This window comes from Maridesulfovibrio spiralis (SeqCode) (genome assembly GCF_048571135.1).
GTDB lineage: Bacteria > Desulfobacterota > Desulfovibrionia > Desulfovibrionales > Desulfovibrionaceae > Maridesulfovibrio > Maridesulfovibrio spiralis.
The window spans coordinates 3,167,656-3,187,361 of record NZ_CP182344.1 but is presented as its reverse complement, the minus strand read 5'-3'; the positions used below and the strand labels follow the sequence as shown (position 1 = coordinate 3,187,361).

Sequence of the window (19,706 nt, the reverse complement as noted above, 5' to 3'; positions counted from 1 at the left end):
AAATTAAGCCTTGCTTAAAAATTCCTTGATTCCTGCGCCAAGACGCTTGATACCTTCTTCAATGTGCTCTTCATCAGAATTGGAGAAGTTAAGACGGAAGGTATTTTCTCCGCTACCATCAACGTAGAAAGGACGCCCCGGAACAAAGGCAACTTTATTCTTGATAGCCTCATCAAACAGATCCATTGAGGACAAATCTTCGGGCAGGGTTACCCAGAGAAACATACCGCCCTCGGGACGGGTTACTTCCACTTCAGCAGGGAAATACTCATCAATTGCCTTAACCATGGCCGCACGCTGATTTCCGTAACATTCGCGAATCTTTTCAATATGATCATCAAGCGAATTGTCGATGACATACTGGTGCATCACACGCTGTGCAAAGGTGCTGGTATGCAGATCGGAAGCCTGTTTGGCGATGATAAGTTTATCACGCACTTCAGTTGGACAGACCATCCAGCCCAGACGGAACCCAGGAGCTGCAACCTTTGAAAAAGAACCAAGCAGTATGCCGTTATCTTCAAGAAAACCACGCACGACAGGCTTGTGAGATTCGCCCATGAAGCGGAGCTCGCCATAGGGATCATCTTCTACGAAAAGAACGGAGCGATCTTTGAGAACTTCTGCAACCCCGGCACGTTTCTCTGCGCTGTAGGTCAACCCGGATGGATTCTGGAAATTAGTAACGGCGTAAAACATCTTTGCTTCATTTTCATCAAGCACTCTTTCCAGCTCAGCAAGGTCCGGCCCGTCTTCTTCAAGACCTACGGTAAGGAAATTTGCTTCAAAAACAGAAAAAGACTGAATCGCACCGAGATAACCGGGACGCTCGATTACAACATTATCACCACTGTTGAGGAATACCTTACCCAACAAATCAAGACACTGTTGTGATCCGGAGGTGATCAGGATCTCATCAGCACTTACTTCGATACCTTTTTTCTCATGGTAGCGGTCGGCAATGTACTGACGCAGTGGCTCAAATCCTTCAGTAGTTGAATACTGCATGGATTGCGGTCCACTTTCACGCATGACTTTGACCGCGGCCTGTTCCAGATCGGAGACCGGAAACAGTTCAGGGTTAGGCAGTCCGCCGGCAAAAGAAATAATGGATGCATCCTGTGTTACTTTAAGTATTTCACGGATAAAAGATCTGTGGACGGTAGACATACGGTCTGCGAATTGAATAGGCATATAGGCCTCCTTGCAAAATCTAGTGTCGAAAAAAGAGTACAGTGGTTCGCCACTGCAAATCACAGTGGGTTCTCGGCAGTTCGTTGCTTATTTTCGGATAGAATAAAGAGATGCGAACGCTGGAATAGGAAAGAGCATACTGATTTTCATTTAGAACACAAGTATCAGAATGCATTTTTTTTGACGATACAGAACCTGAATACACAGACAGTTAATAATAAGCCCGCTCTTAGACACCCAAAAACAGAGGGGGACAGACTCCGAGCCTGCCCCCCAACTGGTTAGATGATAAGGAGATGGGAACTAATTATTCATCTGCGATTCAATCCACTCGCGCACTTCGGTGTTAATCGGGTAATTACCCTTCAGCCCACCGACTGACTTTCTGAACCTTTCAGCAATGTCCTTAGGCAGTTCAATGCTCATCAGTTCACGAGCTTCTTCCGAGTTCCTGCGTACAAAAAGCACTCTGGGCTTTTCGTCCCACAGATAAACGGTGAAATAATTTGTATAGTCATTCTTGGAAGTTACCGGTGCAAACTTGGAATCCCAAGGATGGTTTCCCCACTCAAGGTAGAGAGTTACTGCATCTTCAGGAGTCATATCCCAATCAATATCCCAATTCTTGTAATCTCTGAGGCTTCCCATAGTCATCTCCTTACTTATCTAAAAAAATTTAATTAGTTGGTTTCCCATCAACCTTGATTAAATAATAACAATTCCTATTAGCATGTCAAGCAAGAAACTACTTTAAATTTGAATTTCTGTGCTGTATGAATGGAACAAAGCGATTTATTTGCAAACAAATTCAATCATATCAAAGACTAATTAATCATGGCCAATCAAGCATACCAAATTCCGCTGAGAAAAATTCGCACAGAAGAAACTATCAAAAAAAGCCGTTTTATATGCGACATTAAGCCCGTAAGCAGCCGAATAGAAGCCAAAGAGTTCATCGCTGCCGTTAAGGCTGAATTCCCGGACGCACGGCATCATTGCTCTGCATTTATTGCCGGCCCCCCTCAGACAGGGGATATGGGCATGAGTGATGATGGAGAACCACAGGGAACCGCAGGCAAACCCATGCTACAGGTACTGCAGGGAAGCGGAATCGGGGACATAGCTGCTGTAGTTACGAGATATTTTGGGGGAATCAAACTGGGAACCGGAGGTCTTGTTCGGGCCTATTCCGGGGCAGTGCAACAGGCGTTGGAAGAACTTGAAGTGGTAATGAAGGTCCCCATGCGCATACTGACGCTTGAAATTTCTTATGCACAGGAAGGAATGTTGAGGCGCATGCTTGATAAGTACCGAGCCGAAATCGAAGAACAATCCTTCGGGGCCAGCCTGATGTTCACTCTGATAATGCCCTCGGATCAGGTGGAAATTTTTTGCGGACGGATTGTTGAAGATACTAACGGCACAGCGGAAATCCTAGTAGAAGAAGACGATATCTGGAGATAATTAAAAACCCCGCTCATCTTGATGGGCGGGGTTTATGATTTGTTTTAGGGCTTAACAGTCAGCGTGTATTTGTTGTCCCAGTCGATGTATTTATTAATCAACTCACGGATTTGAGTGGCGTCGATTTTCGAAGCCTGCTCAATTATTTTCTGATCAAGATCCGGCTCAAACCCCTTAACGATCAGGCTGGCAGCTTCCCGGCTGCGAGAAAGCAGACTCTGGTGATCCTGATAGTATTCGCCGCGCAGAATATTACGGGCACGCAGAATTTCAGCTTCGGGAAGGTCATTCTCCTTCAGCATCTTCACGGTCTTATCAAATCCGGCCATGGCCTGATCAAGCTGTTCCGGCTTGGTTCCGATATAAAAGGCCATAAATCCTGTTTTAGGCGCCTGCCACAGAAAAGCCGTTACGGTATACCCGAGTCCCTGCTTGTCGCGCAGGTCGCGGAAAAGAAGACCACTCTGCCCAGCAAGGGAAGCACGAAGCAGGGAAAGACCTGCTGTTGTTTTTTCATCTTCCATGCCCGGAACCGGAAAAATCACCATTAGGTGTGCCTGATTACGGTCCGGCAGGGTCATGGTCAGATCCTTCTCCCCTCCCCAGCTTGAAGCAGGAACGGCGATAGCTTCACTGGCTGTTACCAGCTTACCGTCCAATTCCTTGGCAAATTCCGCCAGAGCCTCACGGTCATAATCACCGCAAATGGAAATTACAAAAGGTCTGGAAGACTGCTTCTGCCAGTATGCCATAACATTCTCACGGGAAAAGTTATCGACAACTTCAGGCATTCCCAAGTGGAAATAGGAGTAACTCCCATCTTTATAGAGGAACGGGAAAATATTTCTGAATGCGAGACTCAATGGACGATCTTCTTTACGCTTGATGGCTGAGATCTGATCCTGTCTGGCACGGTCAAGTTCTTCCGGTGCGAAACGCGGTTTGGAGATTACTTCGGTGATCAAAGGAAGCATGTCCGCAGTAAAACGGGAAGGGAACTTTGCATTGATTGCGAATACTTCACGTCCAGCCGTAGCCCCCAGAGACGCAGCACGGTCGGAAATAAAATCTTCCAGTTCCGTCGCATTCAGGGACTCGGTTCCACGGGTCAGACTCTGGGAGACCATTGCCGCCAGACCCTGCTCTTCTGAAGTAAGATCTGCGTCACCGCCAACCCAGTACATTGACATTGCAGTGTAAGGCAGGGTTGTATCAGGAATGAAAACGAGCTTGCTGCCGTTAGCCAGTTCTATGGTAGCGGCTTCACCCGGACCGGAAACATCAGCCTGTGCGGCTGCTTTGCTCTTCGCGGGCCAGTTTTCGGCAACAGTCTTTTCAAAAACCTGTGCATCGGCATTCACACCTTCGGGCATGAGCATGCAAGCGGCCAGCTTTTCAGGATCGAAGTACTCATCATAGAGCTGCTGTAACTGTTCTCTGGTAACATTGCGCAGATCATAGAGGTAATTTTCCTCTGCCTGCTGACCGTCTTCAAAGAACTGGAAATATCCCAGTTTGGAAGCCAGACCGGAAAGAGTTTCCTTGGTCAGGAACATGGAGTCTTCAAGATTAATGACTACGCGATCCATTTCGCGGTCTGTGAAGTCATTGAAATCAACAGAAGACAGCTCAGCCATGAGCTCCTTCCAGAATTCATCAACCTTATCCGCATCCAGTGTGGCGAAAACGTAAAGCATCCCCGCCCGCTCAAGGGTCAGGGAAGAAACAGAGATGCTGTCCACCATACGCTTTTCGTATTTAAATTTACGGTACAAGCGGGAAGTTTCACTACCGCCGAGAAGCTCGCACATGGTTTCAAGACCGGCGATCTTAGCAGAATCAAGACCTGGAATGGGGAATGCCGCACCGATGTATGCCTTATTCCACTTACCGGGAACAACCTTAACAGTGGTTTTACCGCTGGCAGGAACTTCAAAAGAAGTGGGCGGTACAACCGGAGCTACAGACTTGCGGCTGCCGCAAAGCTTTTCAGCTTCCTTGACCACTGCTTCAGGATCGATCTTACCGACAACTGTCAGCAGCATGGACTGCGGCTGATAAAGACGGTCGATGTAGGCATGAATATCTTCGGAGGAAATTCCTTTTACGGTGTCGCGGTAACCGATGATGGGCCACTGGTAGCTGGTGTCTTTCCAGACAATCGACTGCAGGGTCTTAAAAATCCTGCTGCCGGGATTATCTTCTCCGCGCTCCAGCTCAGAAAGTACAACCTCACGCTCGGATTTCAACTCTTCGGAGTCAATCTTCGCGTTGAAAGTCATGTCGGCGACTATGTCCATGCCCAGCTTCCATTCGCTTTCAGGCACTTCCACATAATATACAGTGTAGTCAAAGCTGGTTGCGGCATTCATGTCACCGCCGACAGACTCAATCTCACGGGCGGTTTCACCGGGACCGCGAGTCTCGGTTCCTTTGAATACCATATGCTCCAGCAGGTGGCTTATGCCTGCCTGATCCGGTTCTTCATAAGCAGATCCGGCATGCACAAAAAGACGCACATTGACCAACGGGAAACGGTCATCTTCCTTAATAAGGACAGACATGCCGTTTTTAAGCTTGATAACGTGCGGACCTTCACCCGAAGCAAGGGCATTTTTGATCTCGTCGCTGAGTTCTGCTGCTGCTTTACGGGCAGCATCTTCAACTACAGGAGCTACGGCAGGAGCGGCAGCTGACGCAGAGGCAGGTGCTTCAGACCCTTGCGTTACAACTCCGCCAGCGGCCTCTTTTTGCTCGGCATCTATTCTTTCAACTTTGCATCCGGTACTCATTAAAAGCACCCCGCAAAGCAGCATGAAAATACATAATTTCTCAAAGTCAAATCCTTTAACGGCTGCAACAGCCTTCACATTTTGTTGTGGGACCATGTCTTTTAAACTCCGGTATGTCAATCTGGTTTGAACTACAAATTATCGTAAAAATAGAGGGCGACTAACAATATCCCATAAATACAGAAAAATAAAATTAAGCACGGCTTTCGTTCAGGTCAACGGAAGGATACAAAAAGTTCGTAAAAACAGCTTTGCCGCAGCTACTTTTGCGAAAAAAGTCAAATCCACCCCCACGCCCGCTATTCCAAAGGGTTATCGTCACAAAAGTATGTATATGTTGATTGACAAAACAACTTACGCCGGACATTATCACCGGCGCGGAAAATACCAGTTGCGAGGTATTTTATTTCAATTATTATACGGAGGTGCTGATGTCTTTTAAAGCTACTGTTGCTCCCACCAGGCGTGGACGGAGCGACGCTATTCTGGATTGGCTCCAGATGTTCTCTGGGGTTGCTCTTATCATTTTTGTATTTATGCATATGAGCCTTGTTTCAAGTGTAATTTTCAGTCCTAAAATCATGGACACAATTGCTCACACTTATGAGGAAAACTACATGGCCCAGATCGGCGGGCCGCTCCTTTTCCTGCTTTTTCTTTTTCATTTCTACCTTGCGGCGCGTAAGATCCCCTTCCGCCTTGAGGGTCAGAAAACCATCTGGAAACACGCAAAAATGCTTAAGCACCGCGATACATGGCTTTGGGTCGTGCAGGTGGTGTCCGCCATGCTCATCCTTGTTATGGGGGCAATCCACATGTGGGCTGTGCTCAGCGATCTGCCCATCACCGCAGCCCGTTCAGCGGAACGCATCCAGTCCGGACCTTGGATTTTCTTCTACCTCGTGCTTGCACCGCTAGTGGTGATGCACGTTGTAGCAGGACTTTACCGCATTGCCGTGAAATGGGGATTCGTTAAAGACTACCAGCGTGGCAAACTCAATAAGTTCGCCACCGGACTTGCTGTATTCTTTATCTGCATCGGTCTGGCAACTCTGGCCAGATTCATGACTTTGAGTGCATAATATAAAATTGATGCGCTGCGCGCTTTGGGATTATTTCATTTCGCCTCCGGCGGAACCAAAGGAGCTAAGCCCCCTTGGAATCTTTGATAGTTAGCCTAGCTAATTAATTTCAAAAAGCTGCTTATCTGAATGATAGGCAGCTTTTTTTGTACCCTCCGCTATTGCTTGATTTACCAATCAATGCTATTGGTCAGACCAATTGTTCAAAAACAAAAATTGGTAGGACCCATTATGGATTCAAAAAATCCAACAAAAACAGTGCAGCAGGCAGTTTCCCGGCAGATTGCCGAGCTGATTGAATCCGGCAACCTGAAAAAAGGTGACAAACTTCCTGCAGAAAGGACTTTAGCGGAACGATTCAAAGTCTCCAGAAGTTCGATTCGGGAAGCCATCAAGTCACTGGCGCAAAAAAATCTGGTGGAAAGCCGCCGTGGGGATGGGACATACATTCTGACGGACATGGATGCCGATATTTTCGATGCTTTCACAACCGCTTTCAGCGACCAGAAAAAACGCATCAGTGATATTTTCCAATTCCGCAAAGTAATTGAGCCTGAGATTGCTGCTTTGGCAGCTGCCTCAATGAATGATGAAGCCCTGAACCGCATGAAAGTCATTGTCTGCGATCAGCAGATGAAAGCCCAAAGCGGCAAAAACAGCAGCGACCTCGATGCCAGCCTGCACCTTGAAATCGCAAAAGCGACCGGAAACTCAATATTCCCGGAAATGATGCAGGCCCTTGACCGAATCATGAAAGAAAGCCGCAGTGAAATCCTGCAGCCCCCTGCAAGGCAGAAAGCATCCATAGAGGCCCATTTCAGAATTCTTGAGGCACTAGAACAGCGCAATCCGACGCAGGCCCGTGAAGCCATGCGTCAGCACATAGTTGAAGTCGAGGAAGCGGCAACAGGCCGTAATTCATCCGATTAACCTGTAGCTAAAAGCAGAGGAGGAACGAATGTTCTCCACCTTACTGATTTTTATTGTACTTGGTGTTTTTGCCGGAATTCTGGCCGGCCTGCTCGGCATCGGAGGGGGGCTGGTAATTGTACCCATCCTCGTTTTCACCCTGCCGCCGCTCGGCATCCCGGAAGTGCATCTGATGCACATAGCACTGGGAACATCCCTTGCGAGCATCATTTTCACCTCCCTCTCAAGCATGCGTTCGCACAATAAACGCGGAGCCGTCCGCTGGGACATTTTCAAGACCATCACCCCGGGCATCATTCTGGGTACATTTCTCGGCTCCCTGTCCACCTCATTTATGAATACCAATTTCCTGAAAGGAATTTTTGTTGTCTTTCTCTACTATGTAGCCTCACAGATGCTCTTCGGACTTAAGCCGAAAGCCTCGCGGCAGGTCCCCGGCTTCCAAGGCTTGTTTGTGGCCGGTAACGTCATTGGTATTTTTTCCAGTCTGGTCGGTATCGGCGGAGGAACACTTTCCGTACCCTTCCTGACTATGTGCAACATCGTCATCCACACCGCCATCGGAACCGCTGCTGCCATCGGTCTGCCAATCGCTATTGCAGGTACTGCCGGATATGTCTGGACAGGTCTTGGTGTGCAGGGATTACCTGACTATTGTTTCGGATATGTTTACCTGCCAGCATTGATCGGCATTGTTTCCGCAAGTATGCTTACCGCTCCGCTTGGTGTACGCCTCGCGCACAGCCTGCCCGTTGGTAAGTTGAAAAAGATTTTTGCCGTGCTGCTGATCATTGTAGCAACCCGTATGCTGGTTACTATTTTCTAATATGTATTAAGGAGAAATTTCATGAAAGAAGTACGCGATAACGCACGTGATTTGATGAAAGGCTACTGCAAAGTCTGTCCTGTTTGTAACGGTAAAGCCTGCGTGGGCGAAGTTCCCGGCATGGGCGGGCTCGGCACTGCTGCCAGCTTCAAAAACAACGTGAAAGCCCTCGAAGACCTTAAACTGAATATGCGCACCATCCATGAATTCAGCGAACCGGACACCTCCGTCAACGTCATGGGCATTGATCTTGATATTCCTGTAATTGCTGCCCCCATCGGCGGAGTGGAATTCAACATGGGCGGCAAGATCAGCGAGCTGGACTACATCACCAACAAGCTCAAAGGCTGTAAGGAAAAAGGCATCATCGGTTGTACCGGTGACGGTGTTCCGGCTTTTATCCACGAAAGCGGATTTGCTGCCATTAAAGAGGTAGATGGACACGGCATACCTTTCATCAAGCCTTGGGAAGACAAAGAACTTAATGAAAAGCTGCAAAAGGCCGAAGAAACCGGCTGTAAAATCATCGGTATGGATATTGATGCTGCCGGCCTGATCACCCTCAAAAAAATGGGCCGCCCTGTTACTCCCAAATGCATGCGCAAGCTGCGTGAGATCATCGAATCAGTAAACGCGGACTTCATCCTTAAGGGCATCATGACCCCGGACGAAGCACGCATGGCAATTGATGCCGGCGCAAAAGGAATCGTAGTTTCCAACCACGGCGGACGTGTTCTGGATTCCTGCCCTGGAACTGCGGAAGTGCTCTTCGAAATTTCCCGGGCTGTAGCCGGACAATGCAGCGTGATGGTCGATGGCGGAGTGCGCACCGGAATTGACGTGCTCAAGATGCTGGCCCTCGGCGCTGATGCAGTCATGATTGGACGCCCTTTCTCCATTGCCACCGTAGGAGGATTGCAGGAAGGAGCGGAAAAATACATCGATCAACTCAAAACCGAACTGACAGCAGCCATGGTGCTTACCGGAACTGAAAAAGCAAGCTTCGTAGACATTCGAGCATTGTATCGCTAGTAAAAAAAACTTTTGCTACAGATTTGAAAGGCAGCCCCGCAGCAATGCGGGGCTTTTCTATTATAAACAATAAAAGCTTATTGCATTTCGTTGTGACCTAACAATAAATAAAAATATCACTTTTTATTCATAAAAAAATGCTTTTGATGTTGACGAGACTCATTACCAGAGTTATCTTTTAATCAAAGGCAGAGGTAGTTGTTAAAAATGCAACTCGCAACCAACCCTCAGGACGGGAGTGAAATCAATTTGATGTCACTTTCTAAAGGCGAGTCTCAGAGCGAGGCTCAATTCGAGGGGAGCCTACCGCGAGAGTTCTTTTAAGACCTCCACCGGGCCCACGGAGAGATTGGAAATAGCCGGTTATTCCGGCAAATGCGAAAATGGACCCCCTCTTCAAAGGCAAAACGGATTTATTGAAACTTTGTAACCAACCATCAAATCGGTTTAGACGCGTTGAGAATAATTTCATAACAACCGCTAATCTTGGTTGATACGCGTAATTTAGGTTAAACTAAAAGCAGACCGTCAACTTGTGGTTAGGACACTGTACCTATTAATCTGCAGAACATGATTACAAGCCCCCGGCTGGAACTAGCGTTCCAGCCGGGGTTTTCTTTTTTATTGAACAACATAAATACAGCTGAAAAGATGATACAAAAAAATATTCCTAATGAGACTACTAGATGATACATAACAAACTGTTTTAGACAGTCTTGTGTATGTATAATAACTAAACTTGCGTTAGGTTAGGTATGTTAAATAAGCTTAGCATTATTGCTTTCTTCAGAAAATACGCCTTACTATTTTTTGCCATCAGCTCTATCCTCATCTTCAATGGGAATACAGGCTGCAGCTCTACTAATGAGCAAAAAATTTTCAAGAAATTAGAAACACAGGATTTCAGCAATGATGCAATGCTGGATGCTTATGATAAATTTCATGCTTTCATGGTCAAAACATATGCCTTTGGACACTGGAAAAGCATTGACTGGGTAGCCCTGAATAACGAAATCCGCCCCCAGATAGTGGTCGCTGAAAACACCAATGACACAGATGCCTACATTACCGCGCTGCTTAAGTATACAAGATCTATCCCGGATGGACATGTGACATGGGAAAACACCATTCTTCCTTTTCTCAACCAATTCCATGAAGGGTCATATGGATTTGGCATAGCAGAACTTGATGATGGCCGGGTTATCGCCACAACTGTAACCACAAATGGCCCTGCTGCCCGGGCCGGAATAATCGTAGGCGATGAAATACTGGAGTGGAATGATGTTACCATTACCACAGCAGCAGCAGAAAAATCCATACTATGGCGTCCGAACCCGGCATCAATAGCTACAAATGAATTGAAGAAGTATGAACAATACAGAGCACTTACCCTTGCTCCGGTCAACACATCAAGCAGAATAAAATTTTCCCGTCCGGACGGGTCCGCAGTGACAACCGTGATGCTTACCGCCGTAAATGATAACACAACTATCCAGCAGAAAACGGAATTTTGGAAAAAAATTGATGATAACGACCCTATCAAATACAAAATACTTCCCAGCGGATACGGTTACATCCAGCTCGGGACTCTGGAAAGCAAGACAATATCTTTTGACCAGCTCTTTGATAAATTCAAAGAGGCTATGAACTTTCTGACTTCCAGAAATGTTCCGGGACTGATCATTGATTTAAGGGCAAACGGCGGTGGATCTGATGATCTGGCCGCTAAGATATCCGGATTTTTTTATTCAGAAACAACATTTTATGAATATCAAAACCTTTACAACACATACAATGATCAACGCCAGATCCTCCTGCCAAGTCAGGACGACTCATATATAATTGGATGGGGAATCCCGCTCAACATCACTCCGCAATCCCCCCAGTTCACCAGACCAATTGTTGCTCTTGTGAACCCGGACACCACCAGCTCTGCGGAAGGTGTGGCTATGGCCATACGGAATTTACCTAACGGATATGTTGTGGGATTATACGGGACCAACGGTTCGTTCGGCATGACCGGTGGCGAAATCGAAATGCCGTACCACTTGCAAGCGAACTTCCCTACAGGGCAGTCATTGGACCAATTCAGGGTGATCCAACTCGACAGTAAAAACGGAATTGGCGGCATTGCACCGACAAACCGCGTTCCCCGCACAAGCGAAAACATGATCAAATATGTAAAAAGAATCGATGTAGAATTAGACTTTGCTATCAACTTTCTACAGTCGCTGGAGACAAAATAGATCCTAAGTCAATTTTTCCCGCAGACCCAGCAATAATATTTCCGGCTGGATAGACATTTTTAAGTACGTATGGCACTATTATGAAGTTCTACTAAAAATATAATTAACATGGCTTGTTTTTCAGTTTCAATATTCTAGCTGGGGATTGAACGAAACATGCTCAAGCGCCTTCTTGCCGCAATAAGCTGTATAGCAATTACTTTATCCACACTGTTTATCCTGCGCAGTGTTGCCAGCGCAGAACATCTGACAATCGGCTACATAGAACTTCCGCCGTACTATTTTACCAATGCGCAACAAAAGCCAACCGGTTTTTTACTTGAACTGACCCGGAAGATTATGGTGCAGGCAGGACATCAGTGCTGCTACAAAAGTATGCCCTCTAAAAGAATCCTGCATACTATCCAGAAAGACAGCACATTTGTCTCCATAGGCTGGTTTAAAACCAAAGAACGGTTGAAATATGCAAAATTTTCGCAGCCAATCTATCAGAATGCCCCCATCGTAGCCTTGATCAGACTCGACAACTACAACAAATTTAAGCACTTCAAGACATTACAGGAAATTTTAGCTCAAGAAAAATTCAAGACAGGATTTATAGCCGGACATTCCATGGGCGAATATATTGATAATCTGATCAGCAGATATCCGCATTCAGCCCATGCCTTATCAGTAACAACGGAACAACTGGTGAAGATGCTTCACTCGGCTCACATTGACTTCTGTCTTCTTGCGCCTGAAGAAATAGCCTCAATAATCGAGAAGTCCAATCTCAACAAAAATGAATTCTACTCTTTACCCATGGCGGATATCACCACCGGCAACAAACGACACCTGATGTTTTCAAAGAATATCTCAGATGAAGTGATCCAACTCATAAACAAGGCTATCGCTGATTTAAAAAACGAAGCCTTTGCTACTAACTAGCTCAAAGACTCTACCGCCGCTTACGCGGCATGGCCGCAGTGCAGACCCAGTCAAGGACCAACGGCGGATTCACATTGTAATTGAGCGACTCCTGAGCCTTACCCAGAATGAGGTCCAGGCGGCGCATTCCTTTAGCATCGAACAGGCCGGATATGGTGTTCGCAATTGGTGTGGACTGGGGATTAATGAGCGCATTCCTTAGTTCCCGCTGACAGCCAAGAACCACCTGCAATCCCATCTCTTTATCCAGTGCCCCTTTAGCAGAGGTTCGCGCAAACCAGCCCTGCCCAGAGCGCCAGAAATGGCACATGGCATTAACCCATGCTGCAACTTCCGGTGTGTTCTGCTGATCGGTAGGCCAAGCGAGTGTGATCACCCAACTGCGCGAAACGAGAGTTTCCAACAGTCGTTCACGTTGCGGCGCAGTAAGGACAAAGACATTGCCCGGACGTGGTTCTTCAAGAGTTTTGAGCAGCGCGTTGGCAGAGTTGCCGTTGAGGTGCTGCGCCTCACGGACCACGGTAACACGGGTTCCACCGCCATTCGGAGGCTGCCCCCAGACCGGAAGGAGTTCGCGGATTGAATCGACAGAGATATCTTGCTTAAGCCCGGTCCCGCTTTCATTCTCTTCGCGGTCAATGAGCAAAAAGTCATTGAAGGCATTGCCCGCTATCTGTTGGCAGTTTTGGCATCTGCCGCAAGGCTCCTGACCATTCTCGCAGTTGAGCACACAAGCCCAGTAACGAGCCATATCCATGCGTTCGTCTGCGCTGCCGCCTTCAATCAGCAGGCACTGCGGAGGCTTCTGCGCCAGCTTTGCAAAGCGGGGCAGAACCAGATTCTGTCTGGATGCTGTTTCCTGAATAGATGTGAACATATGATGCCTTCGGCGACCCTGCCGGGGGCCTTAAACCCTTTTTGTAAAAAGGGTTTAAGAATCCCAAAAACTTTTATTATGCTTCGCGTCCTTTTTCCAAAGAACATCCAAGCCTCAAAAACGCCAAAACCCACGCAAAATTTACGTGGGAAAGAAATGTCAAAATACTCAGCACTCCGTATGGTCCCCTGCAGCGAAGCTTAGTAAAAGGTTCTGAAGGGGATGGAGTCTGGGGAAGGGGAAACTCTTGCAAGAGTTTCCCCTTCCCCAGCCGCCGGAGGCATCAATTATCTTACAATAGTCTGGGCGCGGTCGGGACCGACGGAGACTATGCCGACTTTTACGCCGGAGAGTTCTTCAATGCGTGCGATATAATTACGCGCGGCTTCGGGCAGATCTTCATAGGATGCTGCCTTGGTGATATCTTCATCCCAGCCGGGCATGGATTCGTAAACGGGCTTGACGTGAGCCATGCCGTTCTGTTCCTGCGGGGGATAATCAACCTTTTCACCGCGGTACTCGTAAGCAACGCAGACTTTAATTTCTTTGAGGCCGGAAAGCACGTCCAGCTTGGTCAGGGCGAACTCGGTGAGATCGCAGAGTCTTGCGGTTTCACGCAGAACGACCATGTCCAGCCAGCCGCAGCGGCGCTTGCGTCCGGTGGTAGCACCGAATTCGTGGCCGTTTTTCTGCAGGATGTCGCCGATTTCATCGAACAGCTCGGTAGCGAAAGGACCGGCACCAACGCGGGTTGTGTATGCCTTACAGATACCGATGATGCGTTCCAGCTGACGGGGACCACAACCGGAACCGGCTGCTGCGTTACCGGAAACAACGTTGGAAGAGGTAACAAAAGGATAGGTTCCGTGGTCGATATCGAGGTGCACGCCTTGTGCTCCTTCGAAAAGCACGTCCTGACCTGCTTTGTTAACATCCTGAATTACGGAAGAAACATCCGCAAGGTAGGGTACTACCCTTTCTGCTATAGGCAGGATTTCCTGATATACCTTTTCAGCATCAAGAGGCTCGACATTGAAAAGTTTTTCAAAAAGAACGTTCTTTTCCTGAAGTCCGGCAACGATCTTTTCGCGCAGCAGTTCAGGATCAGCGAGGTCGGCGGCACGAATACCGCAACGGTTCATTTTGTCTTCGTAGCAGGGACCGATACCGCGACCGGTAGTGCCGATTTTATTGTCGGCAGACTTAAGAGACTCGCGGCAGTTATCCATCAGCTTGTGGTAAGGCATGATGATCTGGGTTTTCTTACTGATCATCAAACGCTCGGAAGATACGTCCACGCCTTTCTCGGCAAGTCCGTCAATCTCCTTGAGAAAAACCTCGGGGTCGAGTACTACACCATTACCGATGAGGCACTTTTTACCCTGATGGAGAACCCCGGACGGGATGAGATGCAGGATACACTGCTCTCCTTCCACAACAAGGGTGTGACCTGCGTTATTTCCACCTTGGAAACGTACAATCGCACCAGCTTGTTCGGCGAGCATATCAACGATTTTGCCCTTGCCTTCGTCCCCCCACTGGGTTCCCACAATTACGGTATTAGCCATTACTAATGTGCTCCTTCTACAGTATTTACGCATACCTTTGACTTAAGGCATGGAATTCTTGCTGTAATTTGATTACTTGATAGCGGCGCTGCGTCTGACGTATAATAACAGGAACAGGCCTGTTGCTGCATTAAAAATCCGTAAAGGCCGCTCAAGAAGATCCGCTTTACCTGCTGGTAATACCTTCTTTAAAAGAGGTATGCCAGCACTAAGCACGGCAGACGGGTTTTAATGCGTAAAAAAAGTTTCGGGGATATGTCAATACATCAAAGTAAATTAAATCACCCCAAAAAGGGCATTTTGACACTTTTTTCACAACATATTTTCAATATTGTTGTGTACTTGGCAATATTATCCCTTTTTTATTACATTTTTTCCATAAAACACGATATTCCCCTGCCGAAAACAATCCGGGTTGCCGCGGTAGATATCGAAAGGGTCTTTCCGAAACTTTCGCCATGGGGTCCTGGATTCGAGCAGGAACTGGTGCATGAATTCATTGCCTATGCCGGGACCGACCTCGAGATTAAGGGCTATCCCACCCATGATCAGGCATTTGAAGCTCTGGTTAAAGGCAAGGCCGACATCATGTTGGCCACGGGATACAATCCCGAGCTGAGCTCGACCACTACCCCGCTGTTTAAAGGCCCGGTCTATGAACAAAATCCGGCGTCCATGCTGCACCACATCCGCAGGTTTGAGCTGCGCACTCCATTTGAGCTATGTGATCAGGATGTGTTTATACCTGAGCACTCAGGATTAATAAGAACATTCGAAGATCTCAGCCAACAACTGGCCTGTTCGCCTAACGTTGTCAGCGGAGGAAATTCCACTCATCTGGGACCGCTGCTGAAATACAACAACGACAAGTCAGTGCGTTTCCAGCTGGTAGAATCCGGCGCACTTAAGCCGATCAGACCATTTCTGCACAAACTCAGGGTAACCGACTATTTCGGTGATGATCTTGAGTATAGATGGTATGCGCGTAAAGACGTGCACGGCCTCGACCAGACCACAGAAGACTACTGGCATCTGGTAACATCCAACGGCACATTGGATGACCTGCGCGAAAAATATTTCGGTTTCATCCCCGAGGAAACGGATTTTTACGATGTATATTCCCTGCGTAAAGACATCCGTACAAAACTGCCACTCTACCACAAAAACATAATCAAGGCCTCGAAAAAATACGACATTGACCCGCTGCTGCTCACTGCGGTCATGTATCAGGAGTCCCGCTTTGACCCCCTTGCCAGAAGCAAAACCGGGGTTCGCGGACTGATGCAGCTGACCAATGATACGGCCCAGCTTCTGGGGCTGACCAGTAGACTGGACCCGAAACAGGCTATCAACGGCGGCGCTCGTTACCTCAGATTTTTATGGGATAAACTTGAAAGTCGTGATGTAGATGGCTGGGATCGCTGGCTATTTACACTTGCGGCCTACAATCAGGGACTTGGGCATGTCTATGATGCCATTGATATTGCCAAATATACGAGCAGACATCCTGGTACATGGCGCTCACTTAAGCAGGTATTTCCCCTGCTGACCCGGCCCAAATACCATTCAAAAACAAAACACGGCTACACACGTGGGTATGAAGCCGTGGATTATGTCGACAGCGTTCGCTATTACTATTACATTATGAATGGGTTAGCTATCCTTCCGGGGCTGGAGGCGAATTACCTTACTCCCCTTACCGGTGCCGGAACTGCTTCCCGTTGACGCGCTTCCGGACCCTTTAGGTTTTCCACCGAACAGCTCATCCTCTCCCTTGCCGGGTACAAAATCCGGACGTGGTGACATTGATTCCGGTCCTGCTGTCTGGGCCCAATGATAATTAAAAAGCTGGTTTTTAAGCCTTACAGCCTGTATCATTCCAAACACAACTGCGGCTTCCTCCCATTTACGGGTAGGTTCGAAATTAGCGACTTCAGCTTCATATTTATTCCACAATTCAGTGAGTGATGCCTCGTCATAGGCATTAAGCTGCTTTGCCAATTTCAACAGGGCCTTTTCCATATAACCTTCTGACATATATTCTCCCAATAAACTGCTGGCGTCGGTACTCACGAAAAATGTTGAGCTTTTCCCACGCACTTGATCAAAATCAACCTACAAAAAGATTGCTGGGACCGCAATTCAAAATTGCCCGCCGGAAAAGGGTGTGCTATGAGCGGCTTACCACAAGGCAACAACTCACGGAGAACAACTATGAGTGATCTTAAAAAAATGTACAAAACCCTGCAGCAGGACCCATTTCCCGCTGATATGACCGTTACCCTCGGCGAACAGAAGCTGACCTTCAAAAAACGCACCTGGGAAATCGACGGTGAAACCAAAGGCCTTCGTTACGGCGAGAACCCCGACCAGCCTGCAGCACTTTATGAGCTGGTTTCCGGCGGTCTGGAATACGACGGCATCAAATTTCGCGGAGAAGGACAGGGACTTGTTTCCGCCCTCACCGAAGAACACATGATTCAGGCAGGTAAGCATCCCGGTAAAACCAACCTGACTGATGTGGACAACGCCCTAAATATCCTGCAGTACCTCACCTCCAAACCCGCAGCTGTTATCCTCAAACATAACAACCCCTGCGGTGCAGCATGGTCCGAAGAAGGCGTTGGAACTGCCCTGCACAATGCTTTTCAGGCTGACCGTATCGCTGCTTTCGGCGGTGCTATCGTCGTCAACCGTCCTTTCACCATGGAAGCGGCTGAAGTTGTCGACAGTGCATATTTCGAAGTTGTTGCGGCTCCCTCTTTTGAAGAAGGTACTCTTGAAGTACTCAAAAAGCGTAAGAACCTGCGCATTCTCCAGATTCCCGGCATTGCCGATCTGGAAAACATGCTCGGTCAGCCCTTCCTCGATGTGAAATCCCTCATGGATGGCGGAATGGTTGTGCAGTTCTCTTTCCGTAACCGCATCCTCGACGCAGAAGACTTCATCCCAGCCAGCGTAGAAAAAGACGGTTCCACCTTCTCCTCCCGTGCACCTTCTAAGCAGGAAGCTGACGATCTGCTCTTCGCATGGGCTGTTGAAGCCGGTGTTACCTCCAACTCCGTAATTTTTGCCAAAGACGGCGTAACCACTGCCATCGGTACCGGTGAGCAGGACCGCGTCGGTTGCGTTGAGCTGGCTGTGACTAAAGCCCGCACCAAATACGCAGACGGACTCTGCTTTGAAAAATTCCAGATGTCCCTCTTCGAACTGAAGCTCAAAGCCCTCAAAGATGAACAGGCTGCTAAAGATCTAGCTGAAATCGAAGCTGCTGCTGTTGAAGCCAAAGGCGGACTCAAAGGTTCCGTACTGGTTTCCGACGGTTTCTTCCCCTTCCGCGACGGCGTAGACCTGTGCATGGCTCAGGGTATCACCGCAATCGCACAGCCCGGCGGTTCTATCCGCGACCACGAAGTAATTCAGGCTACCAACGAAGCCGCTCCTCAGGTCGCCATGGTTTTCACCGGCCAGCGTTCTTTTAAGCACTAATTTGATGCCTCCGGCGGCTGGGAAAAGGGAAACTCTTTTAAGAGTTTCCCTTTTCCCAGACCCCATCTCCTTCAGAACCTTTCAGTATGGCTTCGCCGCTCCGCAGTGGAAGATTTGCCAGGACTTATAAATCCTCCGGTCAAACACACAAAGGCATATGAAAACAGGGCCTGATCGCCATAGCACCATGGACAATTCCTCACCCAAAATATCCGTAATCCTGCCGACCTATAATCGGCCCATTCAATTAAAAGGGGCTTTGCAGAGTCTGCTCACGCAAAGTTATCAGAATATTGAGGTGGTGGTGATTAATGACGGCCATGAAGACGTGAGGGAAATTGTCCGGACTTCGGGCTTAAAAGAATCAAAAAGAACTGTTTTGTACCTAGACGGACATAGCGACACCGGACCTTCGGCTGCCCGCAACAGAGGGCTTCAGGCTGCAACGGGTGAAGTAATCGCCTATCTGGATGACGATGATGTCTTTCATCCCGAACACATTTCCCTGCATATGAAACAGTATGCATCGCCTGATATCCACGTTGTTTACTCCGATGCGATGCGCTGTAGAATGACTAAAAACGATCTGGGCAAAATTGAGACTACACATGATCTGATTCATTCCGAAGATTTTGACCCTGACAAACTGCTGGTCATTAACTACATCCCCATGATCTGCATCAGCCATCGCCGTGAGTGTATTGATCAATCCGGCATGTTTGATGAGTCGCTTTATTTTTTAGAAGATTGGGACCTGTTCATCCGGTTATCTGAAACATATGAATTTATTCATGTGCCAGAAGTTACCGCCACATATTTCGAGCTGACTACCGGCAAAAGCGTCCAAGACCTAAACAAAAACAAATTCGCTGAAAATCTTTTTACTATTTACCAAAAAAACGCTCCGGCATTGGAAAAAGACAGCCAACGAAATGAACGAGTCTGGAAAATGCGTAACGCCCGCCTCGGACAGATCATTTTCGACACCGGTTCTTTCCATGAAAAGCAGGGAAATGATTCTGAGGCACTGTCTAACTACTCCAGTGCTGCTGAGATTAACCCTACCGCCACATTTTTTCTCGCAATGGCCCGCATTCAGAAAAAAATGGGACTGAAAAAAGAAGCGCTCATCTCCATGCACAGTGCGCAATTCTGTCAGGAACAAAGCGCGAAAGATTAAGACTAGGATGGCTGGCAATTCAATTACTAATTTTAAAAGATCTTATTCCCCAATTAAGCCTCAAAAGCGCCATTTCAATAATTAAACATTTATGTTAAG

Annotated in this window: 16 protein-coding genes; 10 read left to right on the top strand and 6 right to left on the bottom strand. The window is 47.7% G+C overall.

Features of this window, described 5'->3' with window-relative positions:
* Positions 1-3: 3 nt before the first annotated feature.
* Both ACNI29_RS14215 and ACNI29_RS14210 read right to left on the bottom strand, forming a co-directional pair.
* Positions 4-1,194 carry an aminotransferase-like domain-containing protein gene (locus ACNI29_RS14215; protein WP_419779023.1) on the bottom strand — a complete coding sequence of 397 codons (1,191 nt, stop codon included), beginning with the start codon at positions 1,192-1,194 and terminating at the stop codon, positions 4-6.
* Positions 1,195-1,497: 303 nt separating this feature from the next.
* The gene (locus ACNI29_RS14210) at positions 1,498-1,842 is read right to left on the bottom strand and encodes a DVU0772 family protein (protein ID WP_419779022.1); all 345 of its coding nucleotides are present in this window, start codon (positions 1,840-1,842) and stop codon (positions 1,498-1,500) included.
* A 186-nt stretch (positions 1,843-2,028) separates the two neighbouring features.
* On the opposite strand from ACNI29_RS14210, the gene ACNI29_RS14205 reads away from it, so the two are divergent.
* The gene (locus ACNI29_RS14205) at positions 2,029-2,658 is read left to right on the top strand and encodes a YigZ family protein (protein ID WP_419779021.1); all 630 of its coding nucleotides are present in this window, start codon (positions 2,029-2,031) and stop codon (positions 2,656-2,658) included.
* A gap of 44 nt (positions 2,659-2,702) precedes the next feature.
* On the opposite strand, the gene ACNI29_RS14200 is transcribed toward ACNI29_RS14205, so the two are convergent.
* Positions 2,703-5,546, bottom strand: coding sequence for a M16 family metallopeptidase (locus ACNI29_RS14200; RefSeq protein ID WP_419779020.1), 2,844 nt, complete (start codon positions 5,544-5,546; stop codon positions 2,703-2,705).
* A gap of 335 nt (positions 5,547-5,881) precedes the next feature.
* Here ACNI29_RS14200 and ACNI29_RS14195 point away from each other — a divergent pair, with 335 nt between their 5' ends.
* The 6 genes from ACNI29_RS14195 (at position 5,882) to ACNI29_RS14170 (ending at position 12,493) form a co-directional block, all read left to right on the top strand.
* A complete protein-coding gene (locus ACNI29_RS14195) occupies positions 5,882-6,532 on the top strand; it encodes a succinate dehydrogenase/fumarate reductase transmembrane subunit (RefSeq protein WP_419779019.1) in 651 nt (216 codons plus the stop codon).
* Between the two features lie 231 nt (positions 6,533-6,763).
* On the top strand, positions 6,764-7,462 hold the full coding sequence (locus ACNI29_RS14190) for a FadR/GntR family transcriptional regulator (protein ID WP_419779018.1): 699 nt from the start codon (positions 6,764-6,766) through the stop codon (positions 7,460-7,462).
* A gap of 28 nt (positions 7,463-7,490) precedes the next feature.
* Entirely contained in the window at positions 7,491-8,288 is a 798-nt protein-coding gene (locus ACNI29_RS14185; protein ID WP_419779017.1) for a sulfite exporter TauE/SafE family protein, read from the top strand.
* 21 nt (positions 8,289-8,309) lie between these two features.
* Positions 8,310-9,320 (top strand): alpha-hydroxy-acid oxidizing protein, encoded by a 1,011-nt coding sequence (locus ACNI29_RS14180; protein WP_419779016.1) that lies wholly within the window; start codon positions 8,310-8,312, stop codon positions 9,318-9,320.
* A gap of 755 nt (positions 9,321-10,075) precedes the next feature.
* Positions 10,076-11,566 (top strand): S41 family peptidase, encoded by a 1,491-nt coding sequence (locus ACNI29_RS14175; RefSeq protein ID WP_419779015.1) that lies wholly within the window; start codon positions 10,076-10,078, stop codon positions 11,564-11,566.
* A 156-nt stretch (positions 11,567-11,722) separates the two neighbouring features.
* A complete protein-coding gene (locus tag ACNI29_RS14170) occupies positions 11,723-12,493 on the top strand; it encodes a substrate-binding periplasmic protein (RefSeq protein WP_419779014.1) in 771 nt (256 codons plus the stop codon).
* Between the two features lie 10 nt (positions 12,494-12,503).
* Here ACNI29_RS14170 and ACNI29_RS14165 read toward each other — a convergent pair whose 3' ends face one another.
* Positions 12,504-13,370 carry a DNA polymerase III delta subunit-related protein gene (locus ACNI29_RS14165; RefSeq protein ID WP_419779013.1) on the bottom strand — a complete coding sequence of 289 codons (867 nt, stop codon included), beginning with the start codon at positions 13,368-13,370 and terminating at the stop codon, positions 12,504-12,506.
* A 287-nt stretch (positions 13,371-13,657) separates the two neighbouring features.
* On the bottom strand, positions 13,658-14,938 hold the full coding sequence (locus tag ACNI29_RS14160) for an adenylosuccinate synthase (RefSeq protein ID WP_419779012.1): 1,281 nt from the start codon (positions 14,936-14,938) through the stop codon (positions 13,658-13,660).
* A 336-nt stretch (positions 14,939-15,274) separates the two neighbouring features.
* Between ACNI29_RS14160 and ACNI29_RS14155 the strand changes: the two genes are divergently transcribed.
* On the top strand, positions 15,275-16,663 hold the full coding sequence (locus ACNI29_RS14155; protein WP_419779011.1) for a transglycosylase SLT domain-containing protein: 1,389 nt from the start codon (positions 15,275-15,277) through the stop codon (positions 16,661-16,663).
* Here ACNI29_RS14155 and ACNI29_RS14150 read toward each other — a convergent pair.
* On the bottom strand, positions 16,592-16,975 hold the full coding sequence (locus tag ACNI29_RS14150) for a hypothetical protein (protein ID WP_419779010.1): 384 nt from the start codon (positions 16,973-16,975) through the stop codon (positions 16,592-16,594). The two genes, ACNI29_RS14155 and ACNI29_RS14150, sit on opposite strands and share 72 nt — an antisense overlap.
* A 177-nt stretch (positions 16,976-17,152) precedes the next feature.
* On the opposite strand from ACNI29_RS14150, the gene ACNI29_RS14145 reads away from it, so the two are divergent.
* Positions 17,153-18,427, top strand: coding sequence for an IMP cyclohydrolase (locus ACNI29_RS14145; protein WP_419779009.1), 1,275 nt, complete (start codon positions 17,153-17,155; stop codon positions 18,425-18,427).
* A 187-nt stretch (positions 18,428-18,614) separates the two neighbouring features.
* On the top strand, positions 18,615-19,607 hold the full coding sequence (locus ACNI29_RS14140) for a glycosyltransferase family 2 protein (protein WP_419779008.1): 993 nt from the start codon (positions 18,615-18,617) through the stop codon (positions 19,605-19,607).
* Positions 19,608-19,706: the final 99 nt, after the last annotated feature.

Bases quoted from the DNA above. Each gene is read 5' to 3' on its own strand.
- ACNI29_RS14175 (WP_419779015.1), top strand. From the start codon at position 10,076: ATGTTAAATAAGCTTAGCATTATTGCTTTCTTCAGAAAATACGCCTTA.
- ACNI29_RS14205 (WP_419779021.1), top strand. From the start codon at position 2,029: ATGGCCAATCAAGCATACCAAATTCCGCTGAGAAAAATTCGCACAGAA.
- ACNI29_RS14215 (WP_419779023.1), bottom strand. From the start codon at position 1,194: ATGCCTATTCAATTCGCAGACCGTATGTCTACCGTCCACAGATCTTTT.
- ACNI29_RS14200 (WP_419779020.1), bottom strand. From the start codon at position 5,546: ATGGTCCCACAACAAAATGTGAAGGCTGTTGCAGCCGTTAAAGGATTT.
- ACNI29_RS14210 (WP_419779022.1), bottom strand. From the start codon at position 1,842: ATGGGAAGCCTCAGAGATTACAAGAATTGGGATATTGATTGGGATATG.
- ACNI29_RS14180 (WP_419779016.1), top strand. From the start codon at position 8,310: ATGAAAGAAGTACGCGATAACGCACGTGATTTGATGAAAGGCTACTGC.
- ACNI29_RS14145 (WP_419779009.1), top strand. From the start codon at position 17,153: ATGAGTGATCTTAAAAAAATGTACAAAACCCTGCAGCAGGACCCATTT.
- ACNI29_RS14195 (WP_419779019.1), top strand. From the start codon at position 5,882: ATGTCTTTTAAAGCTACTGTTGCTCCCACCAGGCGTGGACGGAGCGAC.
- ACNI29_RS14165 (WP_419779013.1), bottom strand. From the start codon at position 13,370: ATGTTCACATCTATTCAGGAAACAGCATCCAGACAGAATCTGGTTCTG.
- ACNI29_RS14190 (WP_419779018.1), top strand. From the start codon at position 6,764: ATGGATTCAAAAAATCCAACAAAAACAGTGCAGCAGGCAGTTTCCCGG.
- ACNI29_RS14150 (WP_419779010.1), bottom strand. From the start codon at position 16,975: ATGTCAGAAGGTTATATGGAAAAGGCCCTGTTGAAATTGGCAAAGCAG.
- ACNI29_RS14160 (WP_419779012.1), bottom strand. From the start codon at position 14,938: ATGGCTAATACCGTAATTGTGGGAACCCAGTGGGGGGACGAAGGCAAG.
- ACNI29_RS14170 (WP_419779014.1), top strand. From the start codon at position 11,723: ATGCTCAAGCGCCTTCTTGCCGCAATAAGCTGTATAGCAATTACTTTA.
- ACNI29_RS14140 (WP_419779008.1), top strand. From the start codon at position 18,615: ATGGACAATTCCTCACCCAAAATATCCGTAATCCTGCCGACCTATAAT.
- ACNI29_RS14185 (WP_419779017.1), top strand. From the start codon at position 7,491: ATGTTCTCCACCTTACTGATTTTTATTGTACTTGGTGTTTTTGCCGGA.